The organism is Alicyclobacillus acidiphilus NBRC 100859 (genome assembly GCF_001544355.1).
In the GTDB taxonomy this organism is placed as follows: Bacteria; Bacillota; Bacilli; order Alicyclobacillales; family Alicyclobacillaceae; genus Alicyclobacillus; species Alicyclobacillus acidiphilus.
Map to the genome: position 1 here is coordinate 19,168 of NZ_BCQI01000011.1, position 25,298 is coordinate 44,465.

Below are 25,298 nucleotides of genomic sequence, written 5' to 3' on the forward strand. Positions count from 1 at the left end.
AGAACTTGGTTGCGGGCACGATCACGTACATATGGGGTGATGTTGTTGAGGCAGAAATCGTGGTACTTGGTGTTGGTGTTGTTTGTCGTTTCGACCAGTCTGCGGCCAGCCATCACGTCGATTGGCCCGTTGATGACGCAGATACAGCAACATTTGCAGATGAACGCCCTCACGGCGAGCTTGCTGACTTCGATCCCGGTCTTTTGCATGGGAGTCTTCGCGCCTTTGACAAGTTCCGTCGGACTGCGTTTCGGGATCAATCGCGCCATCCTGTACTGTGTGATTTTGATTGGCTTGGCCACGGGTGCTCGCGTCTTCACGGACGCGTCCGTCGCGCTGCTTGTGACCGCGTTTGCCGCCGGCGTCGGCATCGCTGTGATCGGGCCCTTGCTGTCCGGGTTTATCAAAGAGCACTTCCCTGACCAAGCGCCCACGATGATCGGAATCTACTCTCTTGGTATCGGCGTTGGCGCGACCATCAGCGCCGGCTTGTCGATCCCGATTTCGACCGCCCTCTCTTCCTGGAATGGGGCTTTGGCGGTCTGGGCCATCCTCTCGCTCATCGGCCTCTTCATGTGGCTGCCTGTGTTGACGCCTCGACCGGATCGACCGGACGTTCTTCGCAATGGAGTCAGGCGACGCGGCCTCCCGTGGGGAGAAGGCCGGGCATGGCTCTTGCTGGTGGCATTCGGGTTGCAGTCTGGCGTTTATTACTCTGTAACGACGTGGCTGGCTCCGCAAGCGGAGGAACTTGGCTACACGGCTGCGACAGCCGGGATGGTCTTGACGACCTTTTCGTTGATTCAAATGGTGTCGAGTCTCATCATCCCGATTTTCATCAATCGTTCTCGCTCACGTACACCGTGGCTGGTCCTCTCCTGTGTCGCCACCGTGATTGGCCTGTCGGTGTGCGGCTTTTGGAATGGACCGGCTGGTCCCTGGGTCGCCGACGTATTTTTGGGCGTTGGCCTTGGCGGACTGTTCCCGATTTTGCTCATTCTGCCGCTTGACGAAACTTCAAACGGCGAGGATGCAAGTCGGTGGACCGCGATGATGCAGTGCGGCGGATACATTATATCTGGCGTCGTGCCGATGCTCGCTGGCGCCATCAAAGACGTGTACGGCCAGTATCGATTCTCATTCGAAGCGCTGGACATCCTTGCTCTCGCTTTGCTCGTCACGTCGTTCTTTTTGGCACCGGGCCGCGCTCGGGGAACTCGTTCAGGTTCGCGCTGAAAAAGTTTCCACCACAAAGAGTGGCGATCTCACCCAATTGTGTCCATACTAGTACGAGACAAGATGGGGCATGGAGTGATACCACATTGGATAGACAAGAACTGCTCGAGTATATGAAGAGCGATATTTACAAGCCGTTGACCGCACAAGAGTTGTGCGACGTCTTCGACATCGCGAAAGCCGCGGATTTCCGGGACTTTATCAAGATGTTGAACGAGCTGGAAGACCAAGGCGACATCATGCGGACAAAGAACAACCGGTATGCCTTGCCGGAGCAAATGAATCTCGTCCTCGGCAAGCTTCAGATGAAAGCCCGCGGCTTTGGCTTCGTGCTGCCTGAAAAGAGCGGCGAACCCGACGTCTACATCCCAGCAACCGAAATGAACGGGGCGATGAGCGGAGACAAGGTGCTGGCGAAGGTCGTTGAGACGAAGACGAAGGGCGGCCAGCATCGCGAAGGCGTGATCGTGAAAGTGGTCGAGCGGGCCAACGAGCGCCTGGTCGGCAAGATCACCATCTATCCGCAACACGCGTTCGTGCACCCGATGGACAAACGGCTGTCGGAGGACATCTTCATTCCGAAAGAGGCAATTGGCGACGCGCATGACGGCTATGTGGTCGTGGTCGAACTGACTTCATTCCCATCCGCAACGCACGGACCCGTCGGGAAAGTGGTGGAGGTGCTCGGGCACCCGGACGAACCCGGCGTCGATATCCTCGCCGTCATTCGCAAGCACGGTCTGCCTGAGTCCTTCCCCGAGGCCGTGCTGCGCGCCGCGGAGGCGATTCCGCTTGAGATCGATCCCGACGAGATCCAACATCGCCGCGATCTGCGCTCCGAGACCATCGTGACCATCGACGGCGACGACGCCAAGGACCTCGACGACGCGGTACACGTGAAGGAACTGCAGAACGGCAACTATGAACTCGGCGTGCATATCGCGGATGTTGGCTACTACGTGAAGGAAAACAGCGTGATCGACAAGGAGGCGTTCCGGCGCGGGACCAGCGTGTACTTGGTGGATCGCGTCATTCCCATGCTGCCGCAACGCCTGTCCAACAACATTTGTTCACTCAATCCACAGGTGGATCGGCTGACGATGTCGTGTGTGATGGAGATCGACGCGAACGGGGGCATCGTCAGTCACGACATCTTCCCGAGCATCATCAAAACGGCGGCTCGCATGACGTACAACAACGTCCGCAAGATTCTCGTCGAACGCGACGAAGCGCTCATCGAGGAGTATGCCCCGCTGGTGCCAATGTTTCAGCGGATGGAGACGTTGGCGCTGATCCTGCGCGAAAAGCGGATGCGGCGCGGCGCAGTCGACTTCGACTTCGACGAAATCTACGTCAAGGTGAACGATCTCGGCGAGCCGGTGGAAATCATCCCGCGCCAGCGGTCGATCGCCGAACGGTTGATTGAGGAGTTCATGCTCGCCGCAAACGAAACGGTGGCCGAACACTTCCATTGGCTCGGCGTTCCGTTTGTGTATCGTATCCACGAAGAGCCGGACGCGGACAAGATGATCGATCTCAACGCGTTTCTCCACAACTTCGGCTTCCATCTGAAAGGCGCAGGCGGCAGCAAGGTCCATCCGCGCGCACTCCAGGAAGTGCTGGCGAAAGTGCAAGGAACGCGCGAAGCGCGAATGATTTCCACGGTCATGCTCCGATCCATGCAACAAGCGAAATACCGACCGGAATGCACGGGCCACTTTGGGCTGGCCGCGGAATACTACACGCACTTCACGTCGCCCATTCGGCGCTATCCAGACCTGACGATCCACCGCATCATGCGGGAGGTGCTACTCGGGGGACTGACGCCGGAACGCGAAGCGAAGCTGCGGGAATTCGTCGAAGAAGCGAGCCGCCAATCGAGCGAGCGGGAACGCGTTGCCCAGGACGCCGAACGGGAAGTGGATCAACTGAAAATGGTGGAATATATGCAATCCCACATCGACGAAGAGTTCGACGGCATCATCACGAGCGCGACCCAATTCGGCCTCTTCGTGCAGCTCGACAACGGTGTGGAGGGACTCATCCACATCAGCGCGCTGGATGACGATTATTACGTGTTGAATGAACGCCAGATGGCGCTTATCGGCGAACGCAACCGACGGGTGTTCCGCATCGGCGATCCCGTCCGAATTTACGTCGCCCGCGCCAGCAAGGAAGATTTGCGGATCGATTTTGGACTCGTCGAACATCGTCGCGAAGCGACTTTCGTCGGCGGTGAGGGGAGTGAGGCCATCGTGTATGATGAAGATTTGTCGCCCAAGGAGCGCACGCAAAGCATCCGTCGACGGGAAGCGTCCTCGTCCGATGCGCCGCGCCGAGGCGCGGGTCAAAGTGGCAGCGGGCACACTGGGCGCGTGCGCCGGGATCGAGCGGCCGGACGCAGCGTCGAAGGTGGATTCAGCCGCGATGGACGCCGACGAGACGCTTTGGTCCTGCACGATCACGAAGATCCGGCCGTCGACGCCCGCCACCCCGAGTTTGCGGCGGGGCAGGGATTGGCAGAAGACATGCCGTACGACGAGTGGGATGCGGAGTTCCCTGATCCGCGCGAATTGCGCGAATCCCGCGAAGCCGAGCAAGGCTCCGGCCGCCGCGGTCGCAGCGATTCAGAGAGTGATCGATTTGAGCGGCGGGATCGCGAATCCAAAGGCGGCAGCCGTCGCAACGCTGGCCGCGGCAGCAGCGCGGGTCGCGGGGGTAACGCTGGCCGCGGCAGTGCAGGTCGCGGGAGCGGTGCGGATCGCGGAGGACGTGCAGGTCGTGGTGGCAGCGCCGATCGCGGCAGTAGGGCAGGCGCCGGCGGCAATCCGCGTCGGACCTCGGATGAACGTCCGGCGTCAGGCGATCGCTCACGCAGCGAAGGCCGCACAGGCGGCTATCGCACCTGGGGAGGTCGAGAGGACGCACGCGGCGAGGGGGGAGGCGGTCGCCGCCGCGATCGCTCAGCGCCCACACGGGGTCGCGGCGATGACTACGTGTATGCCGACGGACGGAGATCGTCTGCCAAGAAGCACAAAGGCGGCGCTAAGGCCGGCGCAAAGTTTGCCGCGAAACACGGGGGAAGCAAATCCGTGGCCGGGTCCAAAGGCGCCAGCAGCCGCAAGCGCGGCAGATAAGCACACCTTGTTGAGTACACTTGTTCGGACGGCCATAACGTGGTAAGATCATTTGCACGCTGCAATCAATCTTGATGCATGTTGGAGTGACACGTATGGCCAAGTCTGGCGAGGGGAAAATTCTCGCGCAAAACCGAAAGGCGTACCACGATTATTTTATCGAGGAGACGTTTGAGGCTGGTCTCGTGCTCACGGGAACAGAAATCAAGTCGATGCGCAAGGGTTCGGTCAGCCTTCGCGACGCATATGCCCGCGTCGAGAAAGGCGAAGTGTTTTTGCACAATATGCATGTGGCCCCGTATGAACAGGGCAACCGTTTCAATCACGATCCGCTCCGGACCCGCAAATGTCTCCTGCACCGCAAAGAGATCAATTACCTGTTTGGTGCGGTTCGCGAGCAAGGGTATACGCTGGTACCGACGAAAGTGTACTTGAAGCACGGCTTTGCAAAGGTCGAGCTGAGTCTCGCGAAGGGCAAGAAGCTGCACGACAAGCGCGAGTCGTTGAAGAAGCGCGATGCCAATCGGGAGATAGAGCGCGCGCTCCGAGATCGACAGAGAGCGTAACGAACGGCTGGCAAATTTGGCAACGCCGAGTGAAAGTCACCACGATGTGACCATTGTAGGGGCCACCAGCGCGTGGTATAGTAACAGTGTCGCTGAAGCGATGGCGGTGATTCGCCTTCCATCGTGATCGACACATGAGATGAGTACCTTGAAGCAAACCATAGACTGAGAGATTGCTGTGTAGTACCTTCATGTCGCACCAAGTGGAGTCCATCCATTGGTTGGTGTGTCCGTCCATGCAATCACGCCAGGCTTGGACCCAAAACGCGGGGGCGTTTTGGATTCGACGGGGGTTGTTCGAGCATGTACGGCGGGCCGTGGGGCTGCGCACACGTTAATCACGCGGACTTTCTTTAACTGGCAAAGCTAAGAGCTTTACCTCAAACAGCAATCTCGCTCTCGCTGCCTAATTAGCAACGAGACCGTTACATCGTGTGTTGTCTGTGCACACCCTGTAACGTCAACTTAGCAGACTAGCCGATGACCTTGTTCGCGGGCCACCGACGAAACTTTAGCGAACTCGCCTGTGCACCAGCGTGATCGTCCGCGGGTGGCAGGGACTTCAGTAGACGGTCTACGCCCGTAGATGTGCATGTAGCGAGATCTTCGGACGCGGGTTCGATTCCCGTCGCCTCCACCATGTAAAACCACGACCAAAACTGTGGTTTGTGATTTAAAGCATAAGTTGTCCAAGATGGACAGCTTATGCTTTAAATTAGTATGGGACAATTTATGGTTTAAATTGAGTCGTGGATGATAAACAGCGACCCGGGACAGTGGCTGTCTGCGGCAAGGGACGTTTTTGTTCTTTATAATAATGAAATCAATTTCTTTCTCTAAAGTCTTTTATTGCTTTCTCTACAGCTTTTCGATACAGATGTTGTCGCACATTAACCTGAGAAGAAATTAGGTTCTGTAATCTCACTTGGCTCGGATACATCCCTCTTTCCAGTAAATAAATAGAAATGTCATAGACTTCTTTGTACATCTTCAGTTGGAACTCTTGTTCGTATTCTTGCCTTCTTTGTTTTATAAGTTCTACTAAATCAGGATAGTGTCGTTTAAACGAAGACCAACTGTAATTGCCTAACTCTTGAGCAACTCGTTTAACCGAAAGTTCTTCCGGCCTCAACTCCACTATCAACGATAGTGCGCGTTTTCTTATTTGTGCCAACGTATTTGCTTTCTTTTGCGCCCTCATTCGTGATAACTCATTGTACTCTTTCGGAAAGTGAGCTTTTAGGACATTACAGCTCGTATTCAATTCCCTTGCTAATTCCACCACTGATGGTGGATTAGGGTTTTTAAGAACAATGGAAAGTGCTTCTTTATATCTTTCAAGCGTATGACTGTCCAGATGATTTCTTGGTGGTCGAATCCCTTTTATAGGGAGTTCCCGTCTATTCATCTCAAATATACGGATAGACTGTATAAACGGCAAACGTGTTTCATAGGTCATTTGAATTAACGTGTCTAATTCAATGCGCCTTGCAACGCACATTCGTGTAGAAATTGTACGATATAAACTGGACTCTGTTGAAAGTTTGCTACGAACATATGTAAAGAATCTCATGAAAGTTTCGGGTTTCAACTCAGTAATCCATGTTTCCGTCAATGCGGTTATCATACTGCATATCGTTTCTTCGGTCCAAGCTGCATATGGATCGCTAAGTTCCTTTTCTAAGTTCATCGTTTCCTGACCCAGCCATGCACCGCATTTGGCACAATGTCCAACTCGATAAGAGGTGCTGTTCATGAAGTCAGTCTGTGTATAAGAACAATTGGGACACGAATTCACGAGGTTTGTGTGATGAACTGGGCAAGTTTGCAAAGCAGCAACGAACCATAAAAGAGGCTCATAGATTGTTTGTCCGGTATTCGCCCATTCCTGTAGACAGTACGGGCACCATTTTCGAACACTCCCAAGTTTGTAAGAGGACACGAGATGCTTCCATGGGAGAAATGTCATGAAACGAAGGTTTGTGTGATATGTTGCTTTTTCTAACAATTCGACGTAACGTTCTGTCTTATTACTACACGCATTGAATTGTGAAAAAGTCACGGGTCGACCTTGATCAAATAGTGTCCGGTATAGCAAAGGTAGAGTTAAGCCGTGTTCCTCAGCCAACCGACAAAGGTAACTACAAAGACTTTCTACGTATATTGTCCCAATACCAATCGGTTCAAGCCTAAATAACAAGCTTCGTTTCGGGGATTTCAGTTCCGGCTTTGGTTCCTCTATCCATGTGAAGTCCATTAAATTCAACTCCGATCATCTCGGCATATTCAGACTTCTGTTCCCGTCTTGTCGCGTGTCGGCCTACGCTGTCCGGGTCTGTGTCTCTTATGTTCCTTGGTTTCTGTGAAAACACTTTCTCGAGTTGACTCAAGCCCAACAGAGAACGAACACGCTTGGCGTAACAGTTCTTCGGATTCTTTTCTTCTGTAAAATGATGCCTCACCCGCCTGTGCTTCGGCCAACAACCGCATACATGTGTCTGCATCGTGAGCCGTTGCCTGGAGGTGCTCCAATCGCATCGTATCATCACCTTGGTGAAGTGCCAGTGAAAGTGCGCGTTCCAGCCAATTTTTGAGAATGCCGACACAGCCAATGGAGTGTGCATAGAGCTCCTCCACGTGACTGAGAAGGTCCGGCATTTCCTGGAAAGGAAGACGACGTTGGAACTCAAGAACCACATTTGTAAATATCTCAATATCACGACGATTCGTGTTCATGTAGCGAAAGAAATCATACCTGAACGAACGTCGTCCAAGTTGTCCACTTAACTCGTTTACGGGCAAAAGCTCGTAGGTGCCGACCAAGATAATCGTTACACCAGTAAGGTTGAATATGGTTTTTAAATTGTTCATCTGGTCATTCATGCTCTTCCCGCTCGCGACTTTACCAAGGTGTTGTGCTTCGTCGATGATCATCACGCGTGTTTTTCGATGGTGAAGTGCCTTCAACATATCACGCCTCAGTTCGTCTAATTTCAGACGCTGAACCCACGAACGATTCCGATCATCCATCAGGACGGGATTCAGGATTCGAAGGACTTCAGTGTACAAATCACTCCAGCTAAAGTTTCCTTTTCCATGAGGAGCTTTGGCCTCAATCCGAACAATAGGAATAAAGCCTGCATCGTTCTCCATCTCGGCATAGAAATGTTGAACAAGCTTCTTTTCAAAGTCTTCGATGAGCGTCGTTTTGCCAACTCCACTTGGACCCATGACAAATAACAGTTCCGCGGAACCAGGGTCGATCGTTACGCGGAAGAGCGTTTCTTCAAGATGATGTAAATTGGGATGCCGTAACTTCTGTTCATGAAAAAACCTGAGCCTTTGGTGAACCGACTCTTGTAGGAGTTCTTTCGGGAACTTGGCCGTTAACCGATCAGCGGGAATATTCAATTTCATGATCATAAATCCTCCATCTCATCAAAATTTTCAATCACAAATTCATGCTGACTCTGGTCTTCTGGGTGTAAGGTATCTGGAAAACCTGCAACCAACGGCGAATCAGATATACGGTTATCAAAGGTTGGCTGTCCCTTTCTAAGTCTCTCTTCATCTCTCGCCCGTTGAAGCTCCAACTCTGTATCCTTAGCTTGAAGGATGGCGTCAACCAACTGTCGTTGGGTCGGGGAGCCCCGATGTGAAAGTCGTTTGTGTAGTCGGGCCGCTAGGCGTACCTCCTTCTCGGTACGATTACGGAACACCGAATACCGGTAAGAACAGCACTCCAACCAACGTCCGTCCAGATATGCGAAGGCGATTCCCATGTTGTCCGGATCGTACCGAACCGGAACCCGTTCGTTTTCCCATCGGGCGCTTCGGAATTCTTCATTCCAGTAATAAATTCCGTTAACTTTGATGCCTCTGCCCGGTTCAATTTTGGATGTGCCTTTGGGCGTTGAAGGACACGTCATGATGACAAAGTCTCGATTGTACGGCACAATCCTGGCAGGTCGTTCTCCGGTGATCGCAATGCCCACTTCGTACGCTTCACGCGGGCTTTGTCCGAGAGCGGGATGACGCTTCTGGTCATATGCAGTGAAAAAGTAACTCTCAAGAGCATCGTTCAGTGCTTCCAAGGTCCAGACTGCCAAACGCTCGGGATTTACTTCATCCGTGATTTGACGAACATTTTTTAGTAGTTGGGTATTGCCCTGCAGTTGATAAATGAACTCAGCATGGGTACTTCCAAAGAGACGTTCGATGACGTTGCCATTCCGCGGTTTGCCCTTACGGCTAGTCTTCTCACACTGAAACCGCGCCAAAAGCTGTTCAAAATATACACTTTGAAATTCCTTTCCGCCGTCCACCACGACTTGATCCGGCATACGGTGATACCTGCGTACAATGTCCCGGACCACACGCATCAGAGACCGATAGCTCGGTTCGTCAAAATCTACGTCAAAACCCAGGATGCGCCTGGAGTACGCATCGATCGCCAACGTTAACCATGGTCTACCGAGAACCTGTCCCCGGCGTGAAACAAGGAGAATGTCAAGCTGGGTGTGATCAATATGGCAAATTTGAAAGGGCCTATCCCCATGCCTTGGCGTGTCGCGGGCAAGATGCTCTTCGAATACCTCATACCGCATAGCAATTTTCTCCCCTTTGCGTTTTCGCTCCTGTTGATGCTTGGGTCGACGTTTCAGAAAGCGCACGAAAGTGACGTAACTTGGAGCAGGAATTCCTGCCTCCGTACACCGCGCTTGAAGCATTCGGTAACTCGCGAACATCGAGGGGTTGGTGCTTACTTCGTATGTTTCTTCCACCGTGGATTGCATGAGTGATAGCAGTTCCTCGGGAATTTTCCTCGTTCGGTTGCCTTTCCGGGCATGTCCGGGGATCAGTCCGTCAAAACCGTACCCGGTTACCTCTTCCGCTAACCGAAAGGCCCTTTCCCAACGTCGAATGGTCCGGAGAGAAACGTTAGGATCCGGATTGTTATGCGTTTTCCAGTATTGCTTAAGGATTTCGTAACGCCTCAATGCTTCTCGAAGCGCGTCCGGATGTGTTCCTGAGAGTATGGAAGAGTAGTGATTCACGGGTGCATCTTGTAGAGGCACCCCGGTAATCGATCCCCTCGCGACCAGTTTCTCGAAGACGTCGATTTTCAGGATGCGAAAGTCGTCACTCGCCTCTCGCTGTAACGTGACTTCCGTCTGTCCAACATGGAATATGGTCCAAACGATACCATCCCAGGATATGGCCGAACCCGCTGTCAGAGAAATTTGCAGGGGGACACGCGGTGGTGTCGACTCCGAGGTGAGAATGGTCAATGCTTCGGCCACGTCTCTCGAGGGGTAGAGGTGCACATATTCCGCATCAGCCAAGCATTCTGCGTACCAATCCATGTAAATGTCATTTTGCGCAATCAGAGTATAAACGGCATCGGAAGGGATGTCCGATGATGTCGCAAGAAGCTCATACAGCGTCGTTCCGGGATTCTGATACAAATGAGATAGAACCCGATCTTTCACGGATCCGGGAACGGTATAAGGGTATTGTAGATAATGGGACAGAAATTCCAGGTTTCGCAAGTATATCGGGTGGAGCTCGGATTTCACGCGTAATCGATAATAAAGCCCATAGGATTCAGCATAAGCTTGGCCCGGCGGGCATAGCCACTTCCGACCCTGTCGGCAGTAACGGTTTGGCTCTTTCTCCGCTAACTTTTCAAGCCGTTCGTCCGGCTTCCATTCTTCCCAGCCAGCCTCGTGTTTACGAATCACGAAGAAATCCGGGGTATGCCATATCCCAGCTTTAGTGCCATTGGCTCGAACATAGTTCAGTTTGATTTGGCATGGCTGGTCGTAATACTCCAGTACGTCAGGATCATGTTCGTAAATCAAGATTGCACTGCGTTCGACGGAATGGCTCTCGGCCTGGATGGTAAGCCCCATCTTTTTGCTGCTATACCGGCCAGGAGTATTATAGGGACCGTCATGAATGATACGAACTGGATTTGATGTGCGAATTTGTTCGATCAGCCGAATAGCTTGTGGTGTCAAGTTGAGCGACGTTGCCCAGTTACGAAATTCCGTTTCCGACAACACGTTGGACACCTCCGGGCATGTCCGACGACGCCATTCATGGCGTCAGGTTATCTTGTGAACGAGGATACCAGTACGCGCGTAATGTCGCCGTTTTGATCTGCACTTGGACCTATTGCGTTGTCGTTACGAAGACAAGTTTCTTTTGCTTGTCTCCATATGTCTCGAACAGAAGTCTCTCGTAACAGACCAGGCTTCCCCAGAGTCCGCTCAACTGCCCGCGCGCTTGGGTATATGCCTGTGGCATAAAGGTCGGCCACACAGTCAGTGATGACCTCCTTCAAGTGCTTCAGTCGGTGATCACACGCCTTGCGACGCGCTTCTTCATACCGGGCGCTTAGAGCCCGCGACAGTTCCGGATGCCACACTCGCAATTGTCGTCGGTTCACGCCCAGTTCCCGAGCGACCTGCGCCAGAGAAGGTGGGGGGATTCGTGTCAAAGCTTCTTCCAAAGCTCGTGCTGTTTCGTTCTGATTGGTGTGATTGGTGTTACTTCGCTTTCTGAATGGGCGGATAAGCCTAATATTTTTCTTCACAGATAAATCGGATCGCACATGCGGTATTTCATCGGTTAGAATCTCCGCAATCGATTTGCCGAGCCGAAGGCTGATTTGCACTAACGTTGGGAGTGGGATGCGCGATTTCCCCCAATACCAACCCCACAGCGTGTTTTTTGGTACGCCAATTTCTCGTGCGAGCTTAGCGCAATTGCCGTCGGTCAACACCAAGAGTCGGCGTAAAATATCCGAAGTGGATTGTGCACCCGTAACATTTGGATTGTTTACTGCAAATCGAATCATCTCATCAACGCACGTCGCAATGTCTGGTTGAATGTTTTCATAAAAGTTTGGTGACGACATCGCATTCGTCTTGGAGACTTCCGTCGATCCCAGCCATTGGCCACACCTGCAAAATCCCGGTTGTACATAACGCTCCCAGTGGTAAAGTTGTCTGCCACAACACACACACGTATCGCGTAGTTGTATGCGGTGACGAGGACATATTGTAACGACTTGAACAGACCACAACAGTGGTTCATGCGTAATCTGTCCGGTTGCTCGCCATGCGTCATAGCACATCGGGCACCATGCGCGTTTCGTTCGTAACAAGTTTCGAACCGACAAAACGTGGCGCCACGGATAGAAGGTCAGTTGTTCCAGACCGACGACGTGAGTGAGCCTCGACAATACTTGAATTGCCTCGCGGGTGCTCTGGCCGACTCCATTCATGGCTACGCTATGTGCCAAGTAGCGCGTTCCGCCGTTGGCCGTGATGCGATTCAAGTATTTCTTGTCTACAGCAGGTGCCCATACAGAAGCAAGAAATATGGCCATGTTCATGCCGTGCTCGTATACGAGCCGGTTGACATAGCTGGTAAGGCTCTCCGGTCGTGGGCTTGTTATGGGCTTCAGAGCGTACAGCATCGATCGTGTTGGGATCGGTAGTGATTCCCAAGTATCGGAATCAAATTGCATTGTTCCAACACCTGTCCTTTCCACTCCATCTATCGGGCATGACTCTTTGAGGCAATTATAGAACCTCATGCTTTTCTGTACCGGAGGAATGGAAGAGTAAAAAATACGTTGTTTTGCAACTTGTAAAATCAATAGGATGTGGTAAAATATTCAGACAACATTAAACAGTGATATCCACCTAAAGTTAGTACTTTAGGAGCTTTTTCTCACGGGGCTTTATGCCCAGTCTGAAGACGAACTTCGAGGTGGTTGCTCTGAGAACCGTCGGCGTCCGGCTCACGTGAATTTATCTTGTCATCCGAGCCTGACTGTGGGTACGATATTCACCAGTTTTTGAACGAGGATGTGCGGAGTACGGAGGCACATTGTGTTCAAGCTAAGCATTAAGTTGGTGAATCACGCCTGGATGTCGAGTTCGTCTTTAGTTCAAGTTCCGGCGGGATGGTTTTTCCATAAAATGTATTTCTTCTTGTTATTCAATACTTCAATACGCGATGTTCATTTTTGCTGCCAAGAATCCGGCCTCCAGTCTGAATCCTCCGGGATGGGACTGAGTCCCAAACGAGTCATTGCCTTGTTGACTCGTTCCAAAATCTTTAGCTCCCGCTCCTCGGTACTCAACGTCTCGTCCTGCAATGTGAGGTCCCCAATCTCAATCCCGGTAACCTCGGACGCCTGCTCGGGTGACATACCGTACGAGGCGATAAGTTTCTGTCCAATCCGCCGAGCTTCCTCAATGCGACCTAATTCGTGTCCAATTTTCACGCCCTGTTTAATTAAATTGCCACAATGCTCCTCCCATCGCCTCAATTGATCACGCGTGAAGACAAACTTCTTATCCGGCTCCTGATCCACCCATTCACCCATCACTTTTAGGACGCGCGTGACCTCTATTTCATCTCCATCCGGGACGCCGAGCTGTTTCAACCCGCCTGCATTTACAAATGCCGTCATGAACTCAGCAATCAAGGACCGTAACTTGTCCATAGTCGGGATCTCCTTTCGTAACAGGGTTAAGGAGGCCATTCCCGGTTGTCAAGCTTCCAACTCAATATCACACGACATCACACGACTGGAATGTTTCCAGGTTCATTTTACCACTGTGCACGGTGACCCGTGTCAATGCTCTCGTCGTGCAAATAGTCATCCAGAGCTAGGAGTTGCAGACAAGGCCGGCCCACGGTGGGATCAATGGTCAAAGGAAATCGAGAATCCCGACACTTTTTATGTCGTTAATACCGATAGTTTTATATCCATGGACTGGTACGCCGGTATGCAAACGTCATTGGCTGCGATTTGGGACCCAAGATTACACCTATTGGATCACTTGCTACCCTGCTATGGTTGCACGTACTGAGCAAGAAGGGAGTTACTATCACCTGAGGAAGATACGTCAGGACTGGGGTTGTGCTCACGATTCCCACGTTGTTCGTGACCCTGACCGGGCTGTATGTCTGGTTGGTACTCGTGGGGTGACACTTGAGGAGGTGGTTGTGGAATGAAAAGGCCAATTGTGTATTTTCTTTGCACCGGAAACTCGTGCCGGAGCCAAATGGCGGAAGGATGGGCGAGACTCCTTGGCGGGGACAGAATTGAAGCCCACAGTGTCGGCGTGGAGGCGCACGGATTGAACCCTCGAGCTGTGTCCGTCATGAAGGAAGCCGGCGTGGACATTTCGCACCACACATCCAAGTTGATTGATCTTGAGATTTTGAACCTGGCTGACTATGCTATCACGTTGTGCGGTGATGCCAACGATCGCTGCCCGATGACTCCTCCCTATGTGAAGCGTCTGCACTGGGGATTCGAAGATCCAGCCGAGGCCACGGGAACGGAAGACCAGTTCCAAGCAAAGATTCGGGAGGTCCGGGATGCCATCCGGGATCGGATTCAAACGTTTCTCGACGAACTGTCAGAATGAAATCGAATTGAATGACCGGGTGCGCACTCAGCACTGGACTGCCGGGAAGCGATCTGGTTGATGGGTAGGAAAGATTTGTTCACAGCGGGAGTCCGTATCCTGACTTGAGGGATGCGGACTCTTATTGCTGAACGGGGGTGGTTAGATGCACAAAGCTTACCTACTGTTTGTGCTTGCTGGACTAGCAGAAATCGGTGGCGGATACCTGGTGTGGCTGTGGCTGCGCAGCGGAAAACCCTTGTGGGTCGGTCTTGCGGGCGGGGCCGTCCTCTTTTTTATACGGCGTGATCGCCACCCGGCAGGAGTTCTCGTCGTTCGGCCGGGTGTATGCAGCATACGGAGGTGTGTTCATCGTGATGTCTCTGCTGTGGGGTTGGTGGGTTGCGAGAGGAGGCACCTCACGTGAGGGATTGGATTGGGGCGGCAATCTGTCTCGTCGGAGTCGGCGTGATGCTGTGGGGATCGAAGTGAGCCTCGGCAGTCAATGAACGACGGAATCGGGGACTGACCGCAAACACGGTAACGTTCGTATTGACGATGTAAAATATTTGGTTATCATAATATATAAACGATGTGTGGGGGAGGTTATACGATGGAACAACCGCATGACCATTCGCACAAGCCGGCGTGCTCCTCTGGTTCGTCTTGGGCACTGTTCGGAATACCGATTGCGGCCATCCTCTGCTGTGGGCTGCCGGTGCTGCTCACGGCGTTCGGTCTGACGGCGGCTGGGGCGTTCTTGACGGCGAATCGGTACATCATCCTGGGCGGGATGGTGCTGTTGATGGGGCTCGGTATGTTCGTCGGATCGAGAAAAGGGAGAATGTGTAGCCACGGGTCCTGTGGGGCCTGCCGAACACAAACCGAACCCGCAGACACCGCAGAATGAGCGCTGAGGAGGAACCCACACATGGCACAGCTCAAGCTTCAGCCGGAAGAGGTAGTTCAGACGGAAATCTATGCGAAGTTTTTTCACGGGCTGTCCAATCCAACACGGCTTCGCATCGTGGAGATTTTGCTGGACGGCGAGAAGAATGTCAGCCAGTTGGTGGAGGCCACCGGCGCCACGCAGAGCCAGGTATCCAACCAGTTGGCTTGCCTCAAGTGGTGCGGGTACGTCACCTCTCGCCAGGAGGGCAAGTACGTGCTGTACCGGATCTCGGACGAGCGTGTGCGGACCATCCTTCAATTGGCCAAGTCCATTGTGGCGGACAATGCCGAACACATCCGTTGCTGTACCCGGATGTGACAGTGCCAGGCGTTCAGTGGGAGGTGGATAAGAATGAGCAGGCTTTGGTTAGGTGGCGCTTTGGTGGTGTTGCTCGGAGCAGGCGCCTATGGGTTCACTCACTTTGGACATGCCTTATCGGGTTCTGCACCACAGCCGTCTGCGCAAGCGGTGGCGACAAACGGTCAGTCCACAACCGGGACAACCGTTAGCGACTTGACTCTCGTGGACACGGGGGAAAGCGGATTCTGATCGATCCGAACGAGAAGACGGTCCTCCATTTTCTCACCACGTCGTGTGCGGTCTGCCTGCCAACGGAAACCACCCTGGCGAAGTTTCAGAACACGCCGGGTGTGCAACCGATCTCTATCGATGTGGAGCCGCAGGCCGATAATCAGGTCACCATACAGCAGTTTTCAAAGGCAGCGAACACCCACTGGCAGTACGTCTTGGCGACGGATGCGAATCTGCTCGAGCGCTTTCACGTAACGGAGCTGGACACGGTGGTGGTCTTGTACCACAACCACGTCATCTTTGACGGAGTCGCACCGACAGCGGTACAGTTGCAGAAGGTGTTGGCATGAACGGGGATCTCGCCGTCGTTCTCGGTGCTGGCATGATGGCTGCTTTCAACCCGTGCGGTGTGGCCATGCTCCCATCTTACATCGTTCACTTGATTGCGGGGCGTGAGCGCCGTGCGTGGGATGGGCTGTGGGCCGGGCTGGTGATGACCGCTGGGTTTTTCACCGTGTTCCTACTGGCAGGAATGGTGTCGGTGATGTTCTCCGAGGTTTTGGGGAAAGCGGTGGCGTGGATTGCGGAGAGCATTGGTGCCCTCTTCGTCGTATTGGGCACACTCATGATGTTTGGCAAGGGCGGACTGGCGTTCCACATTGGCGGTGATTGGAACCACAAGCCAGGCACGTCATGGTCTGTGTTTCTGTATGGGATTGCGTATGCGCTCGGGTCGCTTGGTTGTACGTCGCCGCTCTTCTCCGTACTGGTCCTCTCCTCGTTTCACAGCGAGGGACTGGCCGGAGGCCTAACCGATTTCATTTTGTACGGTTTGAGCATGGACTTTGTGGTGACGGTCATTTCCCTGGCGTCCACCATCTTGCAGCAGTTGGTCGGCAAGTGGGTGCGGGCCGGGGCTCGCTGGATGGGACGTTTGAGCGGATTGATCACCTTGGCCACGGGCGTTTACCTGGTGATCTACTGGTGGCCCTACGTCCATCTGGGACAAGGCGTGTGACAGAAAACGAGGTGCTGTCAAGATGCAACATGAAAAGCAAAAGGTTCGACTGGCCATGCAGGGCATGACCTGTACCGGTTGCGAGGAGCATGTGACACGTGCCCTGCAGCGTGTTGGTGCGGAGAATATCTCGGCAAACTTTCGCAGGGCAGAGGCGACGTTTGAGATCGATCCCGCTCGCCTCGAGGAGGCTAAACGTGCCGTGGCCGACTCGGGGTATCAGCCTGGAGAGGCCGAAATCCTCGATGGATCACCGAGCCTGAGAGGGCCTGTCCAGGGCGGTGGCGGCGACCACGAATACGACCTATGCATCATCGGCTCGGGCGGGGCCGCCTTTTCCGCCGCCATCCAAGCCGTCTCTCTTGGGGCCAAGGTGGCCATGTTCGAGCGGGGCACCATCGGCGGCACCTGCGTCAACATCGGTTGCGTACCGTCGAAGACCATGCTTCGGGCCAGCGAAATCCACCACCTGGCCGCCCACAACCCGTTCCCAGGCCTCCAGACATCGGCCGGGCCGGTGAATATGCACCAGCTGGTCGGCGCCAAAAACGAACTGGTGGCGGAACTGCGGCAGAACAAGTATGTCGACCTCATCGGCGAATACGGTTTCGATCTCGTTCGGGGTGAGGCCCGCTTCGTCGACCCGTCGACCATCGAGGTCGCCGGCCGCAAGATTCGGGCCCGCCGGTATCTCATCGCCACGGGCGCATCACCCGCCGTGCCGGACATTCCAGGGCTTGCGGATGTGGACTACCTCGTGAGCACCACGGCACTGGAGCTGACGGAGGTCCCACGGCGTCTGGCCGTGATGGGCTCCGGCTATATTGCCATGGAACTCGGGCAGATGTTTCACCGCCTGGGTTCAGAGGTCACGTTGATGCAGCGAAGCGACAGGCTGCTCAAAGCGTACGATCCGGAGGTCTCCGAGGCCGTCGCTCTAACGTTGAGCCTGGACGGTATCCGCATCCTGACGGGCGTCACGTATCGACGGGTGGAACAACACGGGGACGTGAAACGGGTTCATCTCACGGTGAATGGGCAGGAGCAGGTTGTGGAAGCCGAGGCCCTGCTGGTGGCCACGGGGCGAACACCGAACACGGCAGCGTTGAACCTGGAGGCAGCTCAGGTGCGAGTCGGCAGCCGGGGCGAGGTGCTGGTCGACGAGTATCTGCGGACGAGCAATCCGAACGTATACGCCGCCGGGGACGTGACGCTGGGGCCCCAGTTCGTGTACGTGGCGGCGTATGAGGGAGCGCTTGCGGCTGAAAACGCCCTGGGAGGCGAACAGCGTAAGGTGGATCTCACGGTGGTGCCGGCGGTGACGTTCACCATGCCTGCCATTGCCACGGTGGGAATGACCGAGGCGCAGGCGAGATCGAAAGGGTATGAAGTCCTCACCTCGGTGTTGCCGCTTGAGGCAGTGCCACGGGCGCTGGTGAATCGGGACACGGCGGGGGTGATCAAACTGGTGGCGGATGCCCGCACCCGTAAGCTGCTCGGCGTCCACGTGGTGGCGGAGAACGCCGGGGACGTGATTTACGCCGGAGTGCTGGCTGTGAAGTTCGGTCTGACGATTGAGGATCTGAAGTCGACCCTGGCGCCGTACTTGACGATGGCGGAAGGATTGAAACTGGCGGCCCTGACATTTGACAAGGATGTGGCGAAGCTGTCGTGTTGTGCGGGGTAAAGATTCCCTGAAAAGAAACGATGACGCAATGTCTGCCCATAACTGTAAGGCGAAAGTGACTGGAACGAAGGGGGGTGAAGTCGATGAAGGAGGAAGCCTTATTTGACGAGACAGCGAGCACGTACGATGATTTTTGCAGCACTCCGCTCGGTCACTTCGTGGATGTGGTCGAACATGAAATTATCGCTGCGACGGCGAGGCCGAAGCAAGGGGAAAAGGCCATTGACCTTGGTTGCGGGACAGGTTCCTACACGTATTGGTTGAGCGACTTGGGGCTTTCGGTCGTGGGTGTAGATGTTTCACGAAAGATGTTGGGGGTTGCACGCAGGAAACAGTGTAATGTCGTCACCTTTGTGCAAGCCGACCTGCTTGGCCTTCCATTCGACAACAACACGTTTGACTTGGCGATCTGTAACATCGTACTGGAGTTCATTCAAGATCCTGCCGCTGCACTGCGTGAGGGGTTCCGTGTCTTAAAACCTGGCGGCCGCTTGGTTGTCGGTTGCATCAATCGATTTGGGGCCTGGGCAAAAAAGTACACGGAGCGTGGTCAACAAGATCCTGCAAGTGTCTATCGGTACGCCCGATTCTTTTCGGTTGAAGAGTTGTCAGGTACGTTGCCCTTTCATCCTTCCGAGGTTCGTTTCGGATTGTATGTTGGACCGGATGAGTTTCAGGTATTTGACACCGCCATGCGATTGGAACGGGAGCGTGATGCCCAACACCAGGGCGCAGGTTATTTTGTTGTTCGATGGGATAAAACCCAACCGTGATGAGTGTCCCTTTCCGATATGATTGGCCATCATACTCCTTATCGTTCCGGACGTTTTACATCCATCTTTCACCAGTGGTCGTGCCAAGACCCTGCCATTGAAGCTCGTGATTTCAAACGAATGCCCATGCAGATGAATGGGATGCTCCATTATGCTCATGTTCTGCATTTCTATGCGCACCCGGTCGCCTTTGCCTACACGCAGAGGGGCAGTGTTTGGATAAGGCACCGTTTATGGTCCAGCTTGGCCCCATCATCATCCCGTCGCTGAGCGTCAAAACAAAGTGTTGATCGACCTTTGCCAAAGAACCGGTTTCGGTGGAGGAACTGGTGTAGGACCATGAGGGTGCCGACGAAGGCATTGCACTCACTTGTCCGTCCGTATAAAAGGGAATTCGCATGACTTCCTGGCCGCCGATTTTGGAGCGCAGATACCACTTTCCTGTCTGTGGTGGCGTGCCCACAATGTCGTATCGCTCCGCCGGGGCTATGTACAAGTCACTCACGGGTATGGGGGTGTCCAGCGGATTTCCGTCCGTATGGGTCACCAGGAAGCTGCCCTTGTCCATGGTCAACCAGTAAGACTCGGAGGCGCTGGCGTTGACGAGCCGAAGGCGAAGTTTTTCACCTGCGTGTACGGCGACGGAGGCCAAGGCCGCCGGGATGTCCCCGTTCATCAAATGGATCAATCCCAGGCTGGAGGAGGTCATGGTCCCGCCCCCCATCATCATTTGAACCCATGCCACCGCTCGCTTGCATGCCGTAATCGAATCCGGGGTTGGATTGGTATCCCCACGTGGACAGGATGAGCGTCATGTCACGGTCTGCAGGGTAAGGCTCCGTACCGTTCACAGGTTCAATGATCAAGGCGCCAAACAAGCCGTTCGGGATTTGATCCATTTCAAACACATGCGAGTGATACCAGCGAGTGCCGGAGGGACCGGCGACAAACTCGAACGTAAACGACTGTCCGGGCATGATGGGGTCCTGGGAGATACCCGGTACGCCATCCATCGGAGAAGGGACATTCACCCCATGCCAGTGCAGCGTGGTGGGTTGGTCGAGATGATGGTTCACCATTACCCGACTTTGTCGCCTACTCGGACACGGATCTCGGGGCCGGGGAACTGGCCGTTGATGAGATATCCGCTGAACCAGCGGCTATCCCGAAGCGTCACATCTCCCCGTGACAGGTTGAGGACAAAGGATTTGACGGTCCCGTTCCACGGGATCGTGGGTCTTTGCGGCAGCACCAGAGGGGTAGGACTGCCAGGCACAAGAGAGCGAATGAACGGATAGCTGCCAAGGCCAATCAACTCCAGGCCGCCCAAGGCCATCAGAAATTCACGCCGGGTGATTCGCTTGTCGTTCACCACATTGCCACCTCATGGGTTATTATGCCACATGTGCGTTACACTATGGGCAGGTCGAAACTGTTAGGGGGAAACGCAATCATGATGATGAACGGGATGGGCATGATGGGGTTCGGGGTCATGAGCCTGTACTGGATATTCTCCGTCTTGATTTTGATTGCCGGGATCCTGCTCGTCATCTGGGCCATCGTTCGAGTGATCAGAAGAGGAGCTACTGGCCAAAATGATAAAGAGCATGACTACGCTGTTCGACTGCTCAAAGAACGCTACGCCCGTGGTGAAATTGACCGGGACGAATACTTGCAGCGCCTCAAAGACCTGCAGGAGCGATGAGACGGATGGGTCCCTTCACTTGCCGTACATGACCATACGGCGGGAGGGAGGCGGGCAAACCCTCCAAACCTTCCCTGTCCGCCGCACGAATCGATCGTCACTCTGTATCGTATCCGGCTTCCTCGATGGCCTCTTTCAGCTTGGCCACGTTGGTCTTCGCCTCGTCGAACGTGACCGTGGCCTTTTGCCCTTGCAGATCCACGTTCGCCTCCTGCACACCCTCCACGCCTTTGAGCGCTTTGGTGACGGAGTTTACACAGCCGCTGCAGGTCATACCCTTGACAGTGATGGTCGCCGTCGCCATATGACATCCTCTCCTCTCGTGATTCCTTGTATGTTCAGGTCGTCCGTCTGTGTTGGAGTCGATACGTCGTCCTCTACGCCGCATGCACCTCCTTTCCGAGCTTCAAGCGGCGCAACAGCAGGCTGTTCGATACGACGCTCACAGAACTGAGCGCCATGGCCGCCCCGGCGATGACGGGGCTGAGGACACCCAGCGCCGCCAGCGGGATGCCGAGTACGTTGTAAAAGAACGCCCAGAACAGGTTCTGACGAATCTTCCGCATCGTCGCCTTCGACAACCGAATGGCATCCACGACACCATAGGTACCTCCGTGCATGAGCGCAATATCTGCGGCTTCGAGTGCCACATCTGCGCCTGTACCCATGGCGATCCCGATGTCGGCTGCCGCCAGGGCAGGGGCATCATTGATGCCGTCTCCAACCATCGCAACGATTCGTCCGTCCCTCCGCAACTCATTGACCTTCGCCGATTTATCGGCAGGGAGGACGCCAGCGATCACGTTTTGAATACCCACTTGTGCAGCGACAGCGTTCGCTGTTCGTTCGTTGTCACCAGTAATCATCCAGACTTCAATGCCCATATCCTTGAGCTGTCGTACGGTATCCTTTGCATCCGGCTTGATGGTGTCGGCGATCGCAATCACACCGAGCAACTTTTCATCGCTTGCCACCATGATCGCCGTTTTTCCGGCGTTCTCGAATTCCACCAAGGTCTCCTCAGGGAATGAGGTGACACCAGTCTCGCTCAGCCATCTGCGGTTTCCAATGCGAATCGTTCGTCCTTCAACCACGCCTTCGATTCCTTTGCCGGGAATCGCCTGAACGCTGGAAGCTGACGGGATCGCCACGTTTTGCTCTTTACTGTATTTCACGACCGCTGTACCCAGCGGGTGTTCACTCAGCGACTCGAGTGCTGATGCTATCTTGATGAGGTATTGCTCTGAGACGCTTTCCACGGTCCAAACGTCGGTCACCTGCGGTTTACCTGATGTGATGGTTCCCGTCTTGTCGAAAACCACTGTGTTCACTTTGTGAGCGAGTTCGAGGTGCTCTCCGCCTTTAATCAGAATCCCGGACTCTGCACCCAGGCCAGTGCCGACCATGATGGCTGTCGGTGTAGCAAGCCCGAGAGAGCAGGGACATGCAATCACCAGAACCGCTACAGCAGCGATTAGCCCATGAGACCAGCCGCCGAAGATGCCCCAAAGAATCAAAGTCACCAAGGCAATGGCAAGCACAATCGGGACGAAGATGCCAGAGATTTTGTCAGCCAATCGCTGCACCGGTGCTTTGGAACCTTGCGCTTGATCCACAAGCCGAATCACCTGAGCCAGCGCAGTATCTGAGCCTACTTTTGTAACCTCCATGGTGAATGCACTGGTCTGATTAACGGAGGCGCCAACTACTGGATCCCCAGGAGATTTGGCGACCGGAAGAGATTCACCCGTAAGGAAAGACTCGTCAATGGTTGTGTTGCCTTCTTTGATGATGCCGTCACTCGGAACTTTTTCGCCTGGGCGCACTCGTACGATATCGCCGACACGCAATTCCTCGACTGGAACATCGATCTCTTGGCCGTCACGCAGGACGTGCGCCACTTTGGCGCCGAGTTTGGCGAGTGCCTCGATGGCAGAGCTGGATTTCGCTTTGGCTCTCGTTTCAAGAAGCTTGCCCATAAAGATCAGTGTCACGACTGTAGCGGAACTGTCGAAGTAAACGTCTGGCCGACCCTGGATGGTCAGGATAGCGCTGTACACATAGGCCACGGTTGTGCCGAGGGCAACCAACACGTCCATGTTGGCGGCGCCACCACGAAGCGAATGGTAAGCCCCTTTATAAAATCGCCAGCCGATGTAAAACTGAACGGGGGTGGCCAGAAGCCAACTTACCCAGTTCGGTATAAAGGCCATACCGCCAAAAAGCATGACAAACATCTGAATCACGAGAGGAGCCGTTATGACGGCCGACACCCAGAACTTGATGACCTCCCGTTTATATTCCTGTCGCTTTCTGCGTTTTTCTTCCTCAGCGCCGGTCTCGGACGCCAGTTTTGCACCATATCCGGCTTTCTCAATCGCCCGAATTAAATCCGACTCCTGAATCACGCCGGGAACAAAGGAAATGTGCGCCTTCTCTGACGCCAGATTGACGTTGACTGATTTCACGGCATCCAGCCGGCTGACCACTTTCTCGATCCGGGCGGCGCAAGCGGCACAGGTCATTCCTTCGATGTTGAACTCCACTTCTCTCGTCGGAACGCTGTAACCGGTTTTTTCGATTTTCTCCACAACGTCTTTCCACGTCGTATTGCCATCAAGGACAACACGTGCTCGCTCAGATGCGAGGTTGACGTTGACCTCTTTGACACCAGGGAGTTTAGAGACGTTTTTCTCTATACGAGCGGCACAGGCTGCACATGTCATGCCTTCCACAGGCAATGTGATTTCACAGACTTCAGGCACTCTGTACACCCCTTTACATGCGAGTTCATGACTTCGTAAATTGCCGAATGACCTCCATCAGCTCATCAATTTTTTCATCGCCGTCTGCGTGATTCGATATGGCATCTGCCACGCAGCCTCTTGTATGGGATTCCAGGATCGACAAACCGACCTGATGGACAGCACTTTTGATTGCAGCTATCTGGACGAGAATGTCGACACAGTACCTGTCTTCCTCGATCATTTTTTGGATCCCCCGGACTTGCCCTTCTATGCGTTTCAGCCGTCGCTGTAGGTCTTGCTTCTTGGGGGCGTAACTGTGGCTGTGATGGTCGTTGCCCATCGTCAACGCCTCGCTTTCATTTACAGCTTTCACGAACACGATACCCCTGTATGGTATTATTGTCAACACAAACGTTTACGGACATCTTTCATTGGGCGGGCACATGTCTACCCCGTCGCATATCCTGAGCTGGTGAAAGGGGGTATCCATCATGCGGTCCATACGGATTGGCAGGACCAAGTTGGTCGCACCCAATCTGGCCTTTCTTCCGTATCGTCTGCATCACGGTGTAAAGCGATTCCGTCTGGTGGCTGAACCTGTTGAACAGACGTTAATGAGTGGTGTGACGATCCGAGCGTGGGGCTATAACGGTTCCACCCCTGGACCCGTAATACTCGTCAATCAGGGCGACCGAGTTCAGATCGTTTTCACAAATCGTCTTCCGGAAGAAACATCCGTCCATTGGCATGGTTTGATCGTGCCAAGCGAAGTCGATGGTGTGCCGGGAATCGGAGCTGGGCCTGTCGTAAAGCCTGGGGAGACATACGTCTACGACTTTGTCATCCATCAGTGCGGAACTTTTATGTACCACTCCCATAAGATGGACGCCAAGCAAGAGATGATGGGACTGGCCGGTATGATTGTCTCACTTCCGTCACACCTGACCACGGATCGGGAGTACATCATTCTGCTTCAGGAGTGGGCCGTTCAGACAGGGACGGACATGAATATGGGCGGTATGAAAATGGACACTGCTCAATCTTCGATGAAGATGGGTTCAACGGAAGTACCAATGGTTCACCAGATGACGGGAGACAGCCACGGGAGCCCGCAAGTGTTTGACATCAATCCAATGAGCATGGACTTCAATTACTTCACGATGAACGGGAAGGTTTTCCCCGAAACGGAACCTCTTCGGGTTCGTTATGGAGAAAATGTACGGATCCGGCTTGGGAATCTGAGCATGGACTCACATCCAATGCATCTCCACGGACATGAATATCGAGTGGTGGCCAGTGACGGAAGCAACATTCCGGTGCCGTGGTTCAAAAACACGATTAATGTGGCACCGGGGGAGACGTGGGATATCGAATTCAAAGCGAACAATCCGGGTACATGGGCGTTTCATTGTCATAAGCCTCACCATACGACGAATGAGCATAAAACGGAAATGGGAGGAATGTTCACAGTCGTGAGGTATGTTTAACGGTGATTTGTCTAGGGGC

24 protein-coding genes, 1 other RNA gene and 3 pseudogenes are annotated in these 25,298 nt (G+C 54.0%); 16 read left to right on the forward strand and 12 right to left on the reverse strand.

What is annotated here, in order from left to right; genetic code table 11:
* Positions 1 to 45: 45 nt before the first annotated feature.
* From AAC01S_RS05985 to ssrA, 4 genes are all read left to right on the forward strand, one after another.
* Entirely contained in the window at positions 46 to 1,236 is a 1,191-nt protein-coding gene (locus AAC01S_RS05985; RefSeq protein ID WP_067620572.1) for an MFS transporter, read from the forward strand.
* Positions 1,237 to 1,322: 86 nt separating this feature from the next.
* The gene (gene rnr / locus AAC01S_RS05990) at positions 1,323 to 4,373 is read left to right on the forward strand and encodes a ribonuclease R (RefSeq protein ID WP_245630098.1); all 3,051 of its coding nucleotides are present in this window, start codon (positions 1,323 to 1,325) and stop codon (positions 4,371 to 4,373) included.
* A gap of 95 nt (positions 4,374 to 4,468) precedes the next feature.
* Positions 4,469 to 4,939: an SsrA-binding protein SmpB gene (gene smpB, locus AAC01S_RS05995; protein WP_067620371.1), complete on the forward strand. Its 471-nt coding sequence runs from the start codon at positions 4,469 to 4,471 to the stop codon at positions 4,937 to 4,939.
* 268 nt (positions 4,940 to 5,207) lie between these two features.
* Positions 5,208 to 5,579, forward strand: a transfer-messenger RNA (tmRNA) gene (gene ssrA, locus AAC01S_RS06000).
* A gap of 183 nt (positions 5,580 to 5,762) precedes the next feature.
* On the opposite strand, the gene AAC01S_RS19865 is transcribed toward ssrA, so the two are convergent.
* The 6 genes and pseudogenes from AAC01S_RS19865 to AAC01S_RS06020 form a co-directional block, all read right to left on the reverse strand.
* Positions 5,763 to 6,629 carry a hypothetical protein gene (locus AAC01S_RS19865; RefSeq protein ID WP_245630099.1) on the reverse strand — a complete coding sequence of 289 codons (867 nt, stop codon included), beginning with the start codon at positions 6,627 to 6,629 and terminating at the stop codon, positions 5,763 to 5,765.
* Between the two features lie 120 nt (positions 6,630 to 6,749).
* Positions 6,750 to 7,196 (reverse strand): annotated as a pseudogene (locus AAC01S_RS20185) (TniQ family protein); the annotation flags it as partial.
* Positions 7,197 to 7,225: 29 nt separating this feature from the next.
* Positions 7,226 to 8,356 carry an ATP-binding protein gene (locus AAC01S_RS06010; protein WP_067620377.1) on the reverse strand — a complete coding sequence of 377 codons (1,131 nt, stop codon included), beginning with the start codon at positions 8,354 to 8,356 and terminating at the stop codon, positions 7,226 to 7,228.
* Between the two features lie 2 nt (positions 8,357 to 8,358).
* A complete protein-coding gene (locus tag AAC01S_RS06015; protein ID WP_067620380.1) occupies positions 8,359 to 11,007 on the reverse strand; it encodes a TnsB C-terminal domain-containing protein in 2,649 nt (882 codons plus the stop codon).
* Positions 11,008 to 11,054: 47 nt separating this feature from the next.
* Positions 11,055 to 12,479 (reverse strand): TniQ family protein, encoded by a 1,425-nt coding sequence (locus AAC01S_RS18680; RefSeq protein WP_169794017.1) that lies wholly within the window; start codon positions 12,477 to 12,479, stop codon positions 11,055 to 11,057.
* Positions 12,480 to 12,977: 498 nt separating this feature from the next.
* Positions 12,978 to 13,466: a hypothetical protein gene (locus AAC01S_RS06020; protein ID WP_067620383.1), complete on the reverse strand. Its 489-nt coding sequence runs from the start codon at positions 13,464 to 13,466 to the stop codon at positions 12,978 to 12,980.
* 267 nt (positions 13,467 to 13,733) lie between these two features.
* Here AAC01S_RS06020 and AAC01S_RS18685 point away from each other — a divergent pair.
* The 10 genes and pseudogenes from AAC01S_RS18685 to AAC01S_RS19700 form a co-directional block, all read left to right on the forward strand.
* Positions 13,734 to 13,955 (forward strand): annotated as a pseudogene (locus AAC01S_RS18685) (ArsB/NhaD family transporter); the annotation flags it as partial.
* Positions 13,956 to 13,977: 22 nt separating this feature from the next.
* Positions 13,978 to 14,400 (forward strand): arsenate reductase (thioredoxin), encoded by a 423-nt coding sequence (gene arsC, locus AAC01S_RS06025; RefSeq protein ID WP_067620385.1) that lies wholly within the window; start codon positions 13,978 to 13,980, stop codon positions 14,398 to 14,400.
* 145 nt (positions 14,401 to 14,545) lie between these two features.
* Positions 14,546 to 14,871, forward strand: a pseudogene (locus tag AAC01S_RS18690) (YnfA family protein).
* A 121-nt stretch (positions 14,872 to 14,992) separates the two neighbouring features.
* A complete protein-coding gene (gene merT, locus AAC01S_RS06030; RefSeq protein WP_067620388.1) occupies positions 14,993 to 15,289 on the forward strand; it encodes a mercuric ion transporter MerT in 297 nt (98 codons plus the stop codon).
* Between the two features lie 21 nt (positions 15,290 to 15,310).
* The gene (locus AAC01S_RS06035; protein WP_067620391.1) at positions 15,311 to 15,649 is read left to right on the forward strand and encodes an ArsR/SmtB family transcription factor; all 339 of its coding nucleotides are present in this window, start codon (positions 15,311 to 15,313) and stop codon (positions 15,647 to 15,649) included.
* A 33-nt stretch (positions 15,650 to 15,682) separates the two neighbouring features.
* Positions 15,683 to 15,880 carry a hypothetical protein gene (locus AAC01S_RS06040; protein WP_067620394.1) on the forward strand — a complete coding sequence of 66 codons (198 nt, stop codon included), beginning with the start codon at positions 15,683 to 15,685 and terminating at the stop codon, positions 15,878 to 15,880.
* A gap of 101 nt (positions 15,881 to 15,981) precedes the next feature.
* The gene (locus AAC01S_RS06045; protein WP_067620396.1) at positions 15,982 to 16,212 is read left to right on the forward strand and encodes a hypothetical protein; all 231 of its coding nucleotides are present in this window, start codon (positions 15,982 to 15,984) and stop codon (positions 16,210 to 16,212) included.
* The gene (locus AAC01S_RS06050; protein ID WP_067620399.1) at positions 16,209 to 16,880 is read left to right on the forward strand and encodes a cytochrome c biogenesis CcdA family protein; all 672 of its coding nucleotides are present in this window, start codon (positions 16,209 to 16,211) and stop codon (positions 16,878 to 16,880) included. Before AAC01S_RS06045 ends, AAC01S_RS06050 begins: the two co-directional genes overlap by 4 nt.
* A gap of 22 nt (positions 16,881 to 16,902) precedes the next feature.
* Positions 16,903 to 18,567, forward strand: a complete 1,665-nt coding sequence (gene merA / locus AAC01S_RS06055) for a mercury(II) reductase (protein WP_067620402.1) — start codon at positions 16,903 to 16,905, stop codon at positions 18,565 to 18,567.
* Between the two features lie 83 nt (positions 18,568 to 18,650).
* Positions 18,651 to 19,340, forward strand: coding sequence for a class I SAM-dependent methyltransferase (locus AAC01S_RS19700; RefSeq protein WP_067620405.1), 690 nt, complete (start codon positions 18,651 to 18,653; stop codon positions 19,338 to 19,340).
* Between the two features lie 112 nt (positions 19,341 to 19,452).
* On the opposite strand, the gene AAC01S_RS18700 is transcribed toward AAC01S_RS19700, so the two are convergent.
* From AAC01S_RS18700 to AAC01S_RS06070, 3 genes are read right to left on the reverse strand one after another with little or no spacing between them, the layout of a single operon-like run.
* Complete coding sequence (locus AAC01S_RS18700) at positions 19,453 to 20,070, reverse strand: hypothetical protein (RefSeq protein WP_083511568.1); 618 nt, start codon at positions 20,068 to 20,070, stop codon at positions 19,453 to 19,455.
* Positions 19,964 to 20,419, reverse strand: a complete 456-nt coding sequence (locus AAC01S_RS06065; RefSeq protein ID WP_067620408.1) for a multicopper oxidase domain-containing protein — start codon at positions 20,417 to 20,419, stop codon at positions 19,964 to 19,966. Before AAC01S_RS06065 ends, AAC01S_RS18700 begins: the two co-directional genes overlap by 107 nt.
* A complete protein-coding gene (locus tag AAC01S_RS06070; RefSeq protein ID WP_157071072.1) occupies positions 20,419 to 20,712 on the reverse strand; it encodes a hypothetical protein in 294 nt (97 codons plus the stop codon). The genes AAC01S_RS06065 and AAC01S_RS06070 overlap by 1 nt, the downstream gene beginning before the upstream one ends.
* An 81-nt stretch (positions 20,713 to 20,793) precedes the next feature.
* Here AAC01S_RS06070 and AAC01S_RS06075 point away from each other — a divergent pair, with 81 nt between their 5' ends.
* Positions 20,794 to 21,045, forward strand: a complete 252-nt coding sequence (locus tag AAC01S_RS06075) for an SHOCT domain-containing protein (RefSeq protein WP_245630100.1) — start codon at positions 20,794 to 20,796, stop codon at positions 21,043 to 21,045.
* A 97-nt stretch (positions 21,046 to 21,142) separates the two neighbouring features.
* Here the strand turns inward: AAC01S_RS06075 and AAC01S_RS06080 are convergent, their stop codons facing one another.
* The 3 genes from AAC01S_RS06080 to AAC01S_RS06090 form a co-directional block, all read right to left on the reverse strand.
* Positions 21,143 to 21,349, reverse strand: a complete 207-nt coding sequence (locus AAC01S_RS06080) for a heavy-metal-associated domain-containing protein (protein ID WP_067620414.1) — start codon at positions 21,347 to 21,349, stop codon at positions 21,143 to 21,145.
* A gap of 73 nt (positions 21,350 to 21,422) precedes the next feature.
* The gene (locus tag AAC01S_RS06085) at positions 21,423 to 23,771 is read right to left on the reverse strand and encodes a heavy metal translocating P-type ATPase (protein ID WP_370670811.1); all 2,349 of its coding nucleotides are present in this window, start codon (positions 23,769 to 23,771) and stop codon (positions 21,423 to 21,425) included.
* Between the two features lie 64 nt (positions 23,772 to 23,835).
* Entirely contained in the window at positions 23,836 to 24,132 is a 297-nt protein-coding gene (locus AAC01S_RS06090) for a metal-sensitive transcriptional regulator (protein WP_067620579.1), read from the reverse strand.
* A 151-nt stretch (positions 24,133 to 24,283) separates the two neighbouring features.
* Between AAC01S_RS06090 and AAC01S_RS06095 the strand changes: the two genes are divergently transcribed.
* Complete coding sequence (locus AAC01S_RS06095) at positions 24,284 to 25,279, forward strand: multicopper oxidase family protein (RefSeq protein ID WP_067620420.1); 996 nt, start codon at positions 24,284 to 24,286, stop codon at positions 25,277 to 25,279.
* The last annotated feature ends 19 nt before the right edge of the window (positions 25,280 to 25,298 follow it).

What these genes read in the sequence shown, in the direction of transcription:
- smpB (WP_067620371.1), top strand. Translation starts at nt 4,469, where the DNA reads ATGGCCAAGTCTGGCGAGGGGAAAATTCTCGCGCAAAACCGAAAGGCG.
- AAC01S_RS19865 (WP_245630099.1), bottom strand. Translation starts at nt 6,629, where the DNA reads ATGAACTTAGAAAAGGAACTTAGCGATCCATATGCAGCTTGGACCGAA.
- AAC01S_RS06010 (WP_067620377.1), bottom strand. Translation starts at nt 8,356, where the DNA reads ATGAAATTGAATATTCCCGCTGATCGGTTAACGGCCAAGTTCCCGAAA.
- AAC01S_RS18680 (WP_169794017.1), bottom strand. Translation starts at nt 12,479, where the DNA reads ATGCAATTTGATTCCGATACTTGGGAATCACTACCGATCCCAACACGA.
- AAC01S_RS06020 (WP_067620383.1), bottom strand. Translation starts at nt 13,466, where the DNA reads ATGGACAAGTTACGGTCCTTGATTGCTGAGTTCATGACGGCATTTGTA.
- arsC (WP_067620385.1), top strand. Translation starts at nt 13,978, where the DNA reads ATGAAAAGGCCAATTGTGTATTTTCTTTGCACCGGAAACTCGTGCCGG.
- merT (WP_067620388.1), top strand. Translation starts at nt 14,993, where the DNA reads ATGGAACAACCGCATGACCATTCGCACAAGCCGGCGTGCTCCTCTGGT.
- AAC01S_RS06035 (WP_067620391.1), top strand. Translation starts at nt 15,311, where the DNA reads ATGGCACAGCTCAAGCTTCAGCCGGAAGAGGTAGTTCAGACGGAAATC.
- AAC01S_RS06040 (WP_067620394.1), top strand. Translation starts at nt 15,683, where the DNA reads ATGAGCAGGCTTTGGTTAGGTGGCGCTTTGGTGGTGTTGCTCGGAGCA.
- AAC01S_RS06050 (WP_067620399.1), top strand. Translation starts at nt 16,209, where the DNA reads ATGAACGGGGATCTCGCCGTCGTTCTCGGTGCTGGCATGATGGCTGCT.
- merA (WP_067620402.1), top strand. Translation starts at nt 16,903, where the DNA reads ATGCAACATGAAAAGCAAAAGGTTCGACTGGCCATGCAGGGCATGACC.
- AAC01S_RS19700 (WP_067620405.1), top strand. Translation starts at nt 18,651, where the DNA reads ATGAAGGAGGAAGCCTTATTTGACGAGACAGCGAGCACGTACGATGAT.
- AAC01S_RS18700 (WP_083511568.1), bottom strand. Translation starts at nt 20,070, where the DNA reads ATGATGATGGGGGGCGGGACCATGACCTCCTCCAGCCTGGGATTGATC.
- AAC01S_RS06065 (WP_067620408.1), bottom strand. Translation starts at nt 20,419, where the DNA reads ATGGTGAACCATCATCTCGACCAACCCACCACGCTGCACTGGCATGGG.
- AAC01S_RS06075 (WP_245630100.1), top strand. Translation starts at nt 20,794, where the DNA reads ATGATGATGAACGGGATGGGCATGATGGGGTTCGGGGTCATGAGCCTG.
- AAC01S_RS06080 (WP_067620414.1), bottom strand. Translation starts at nt 21,349, where the DNA reads ATGGCGACGGCGACCATCACTGTCAAGGGTATGACCTGCAGCGGCTGT.
- AAC01S_RS06085 (WP_370670811.1), bottom strand. Translation starts at nt 23,771, where the DNA reads ATGACATGTGCAGCCTGTGCCGCTCGTATAGAGAAAAACGTCTCTAAA.
- AAC01S_RS06090 (WP_067620579.1), bottom strand. Translation starts at nt 24,132, where the DNA reads ATGGGCAACGACCATCACAGCCACAGTTACGCCCCCAAGAAGCAAGAC.
- AAC01S_RS06095 (WP_067620420.1), top strand. Translation starts at nt 24,284, where the DNA reads ATGCGGTCCATACGGATTGGCAGGACCAAGTTGGTCGCACCCAATCTG.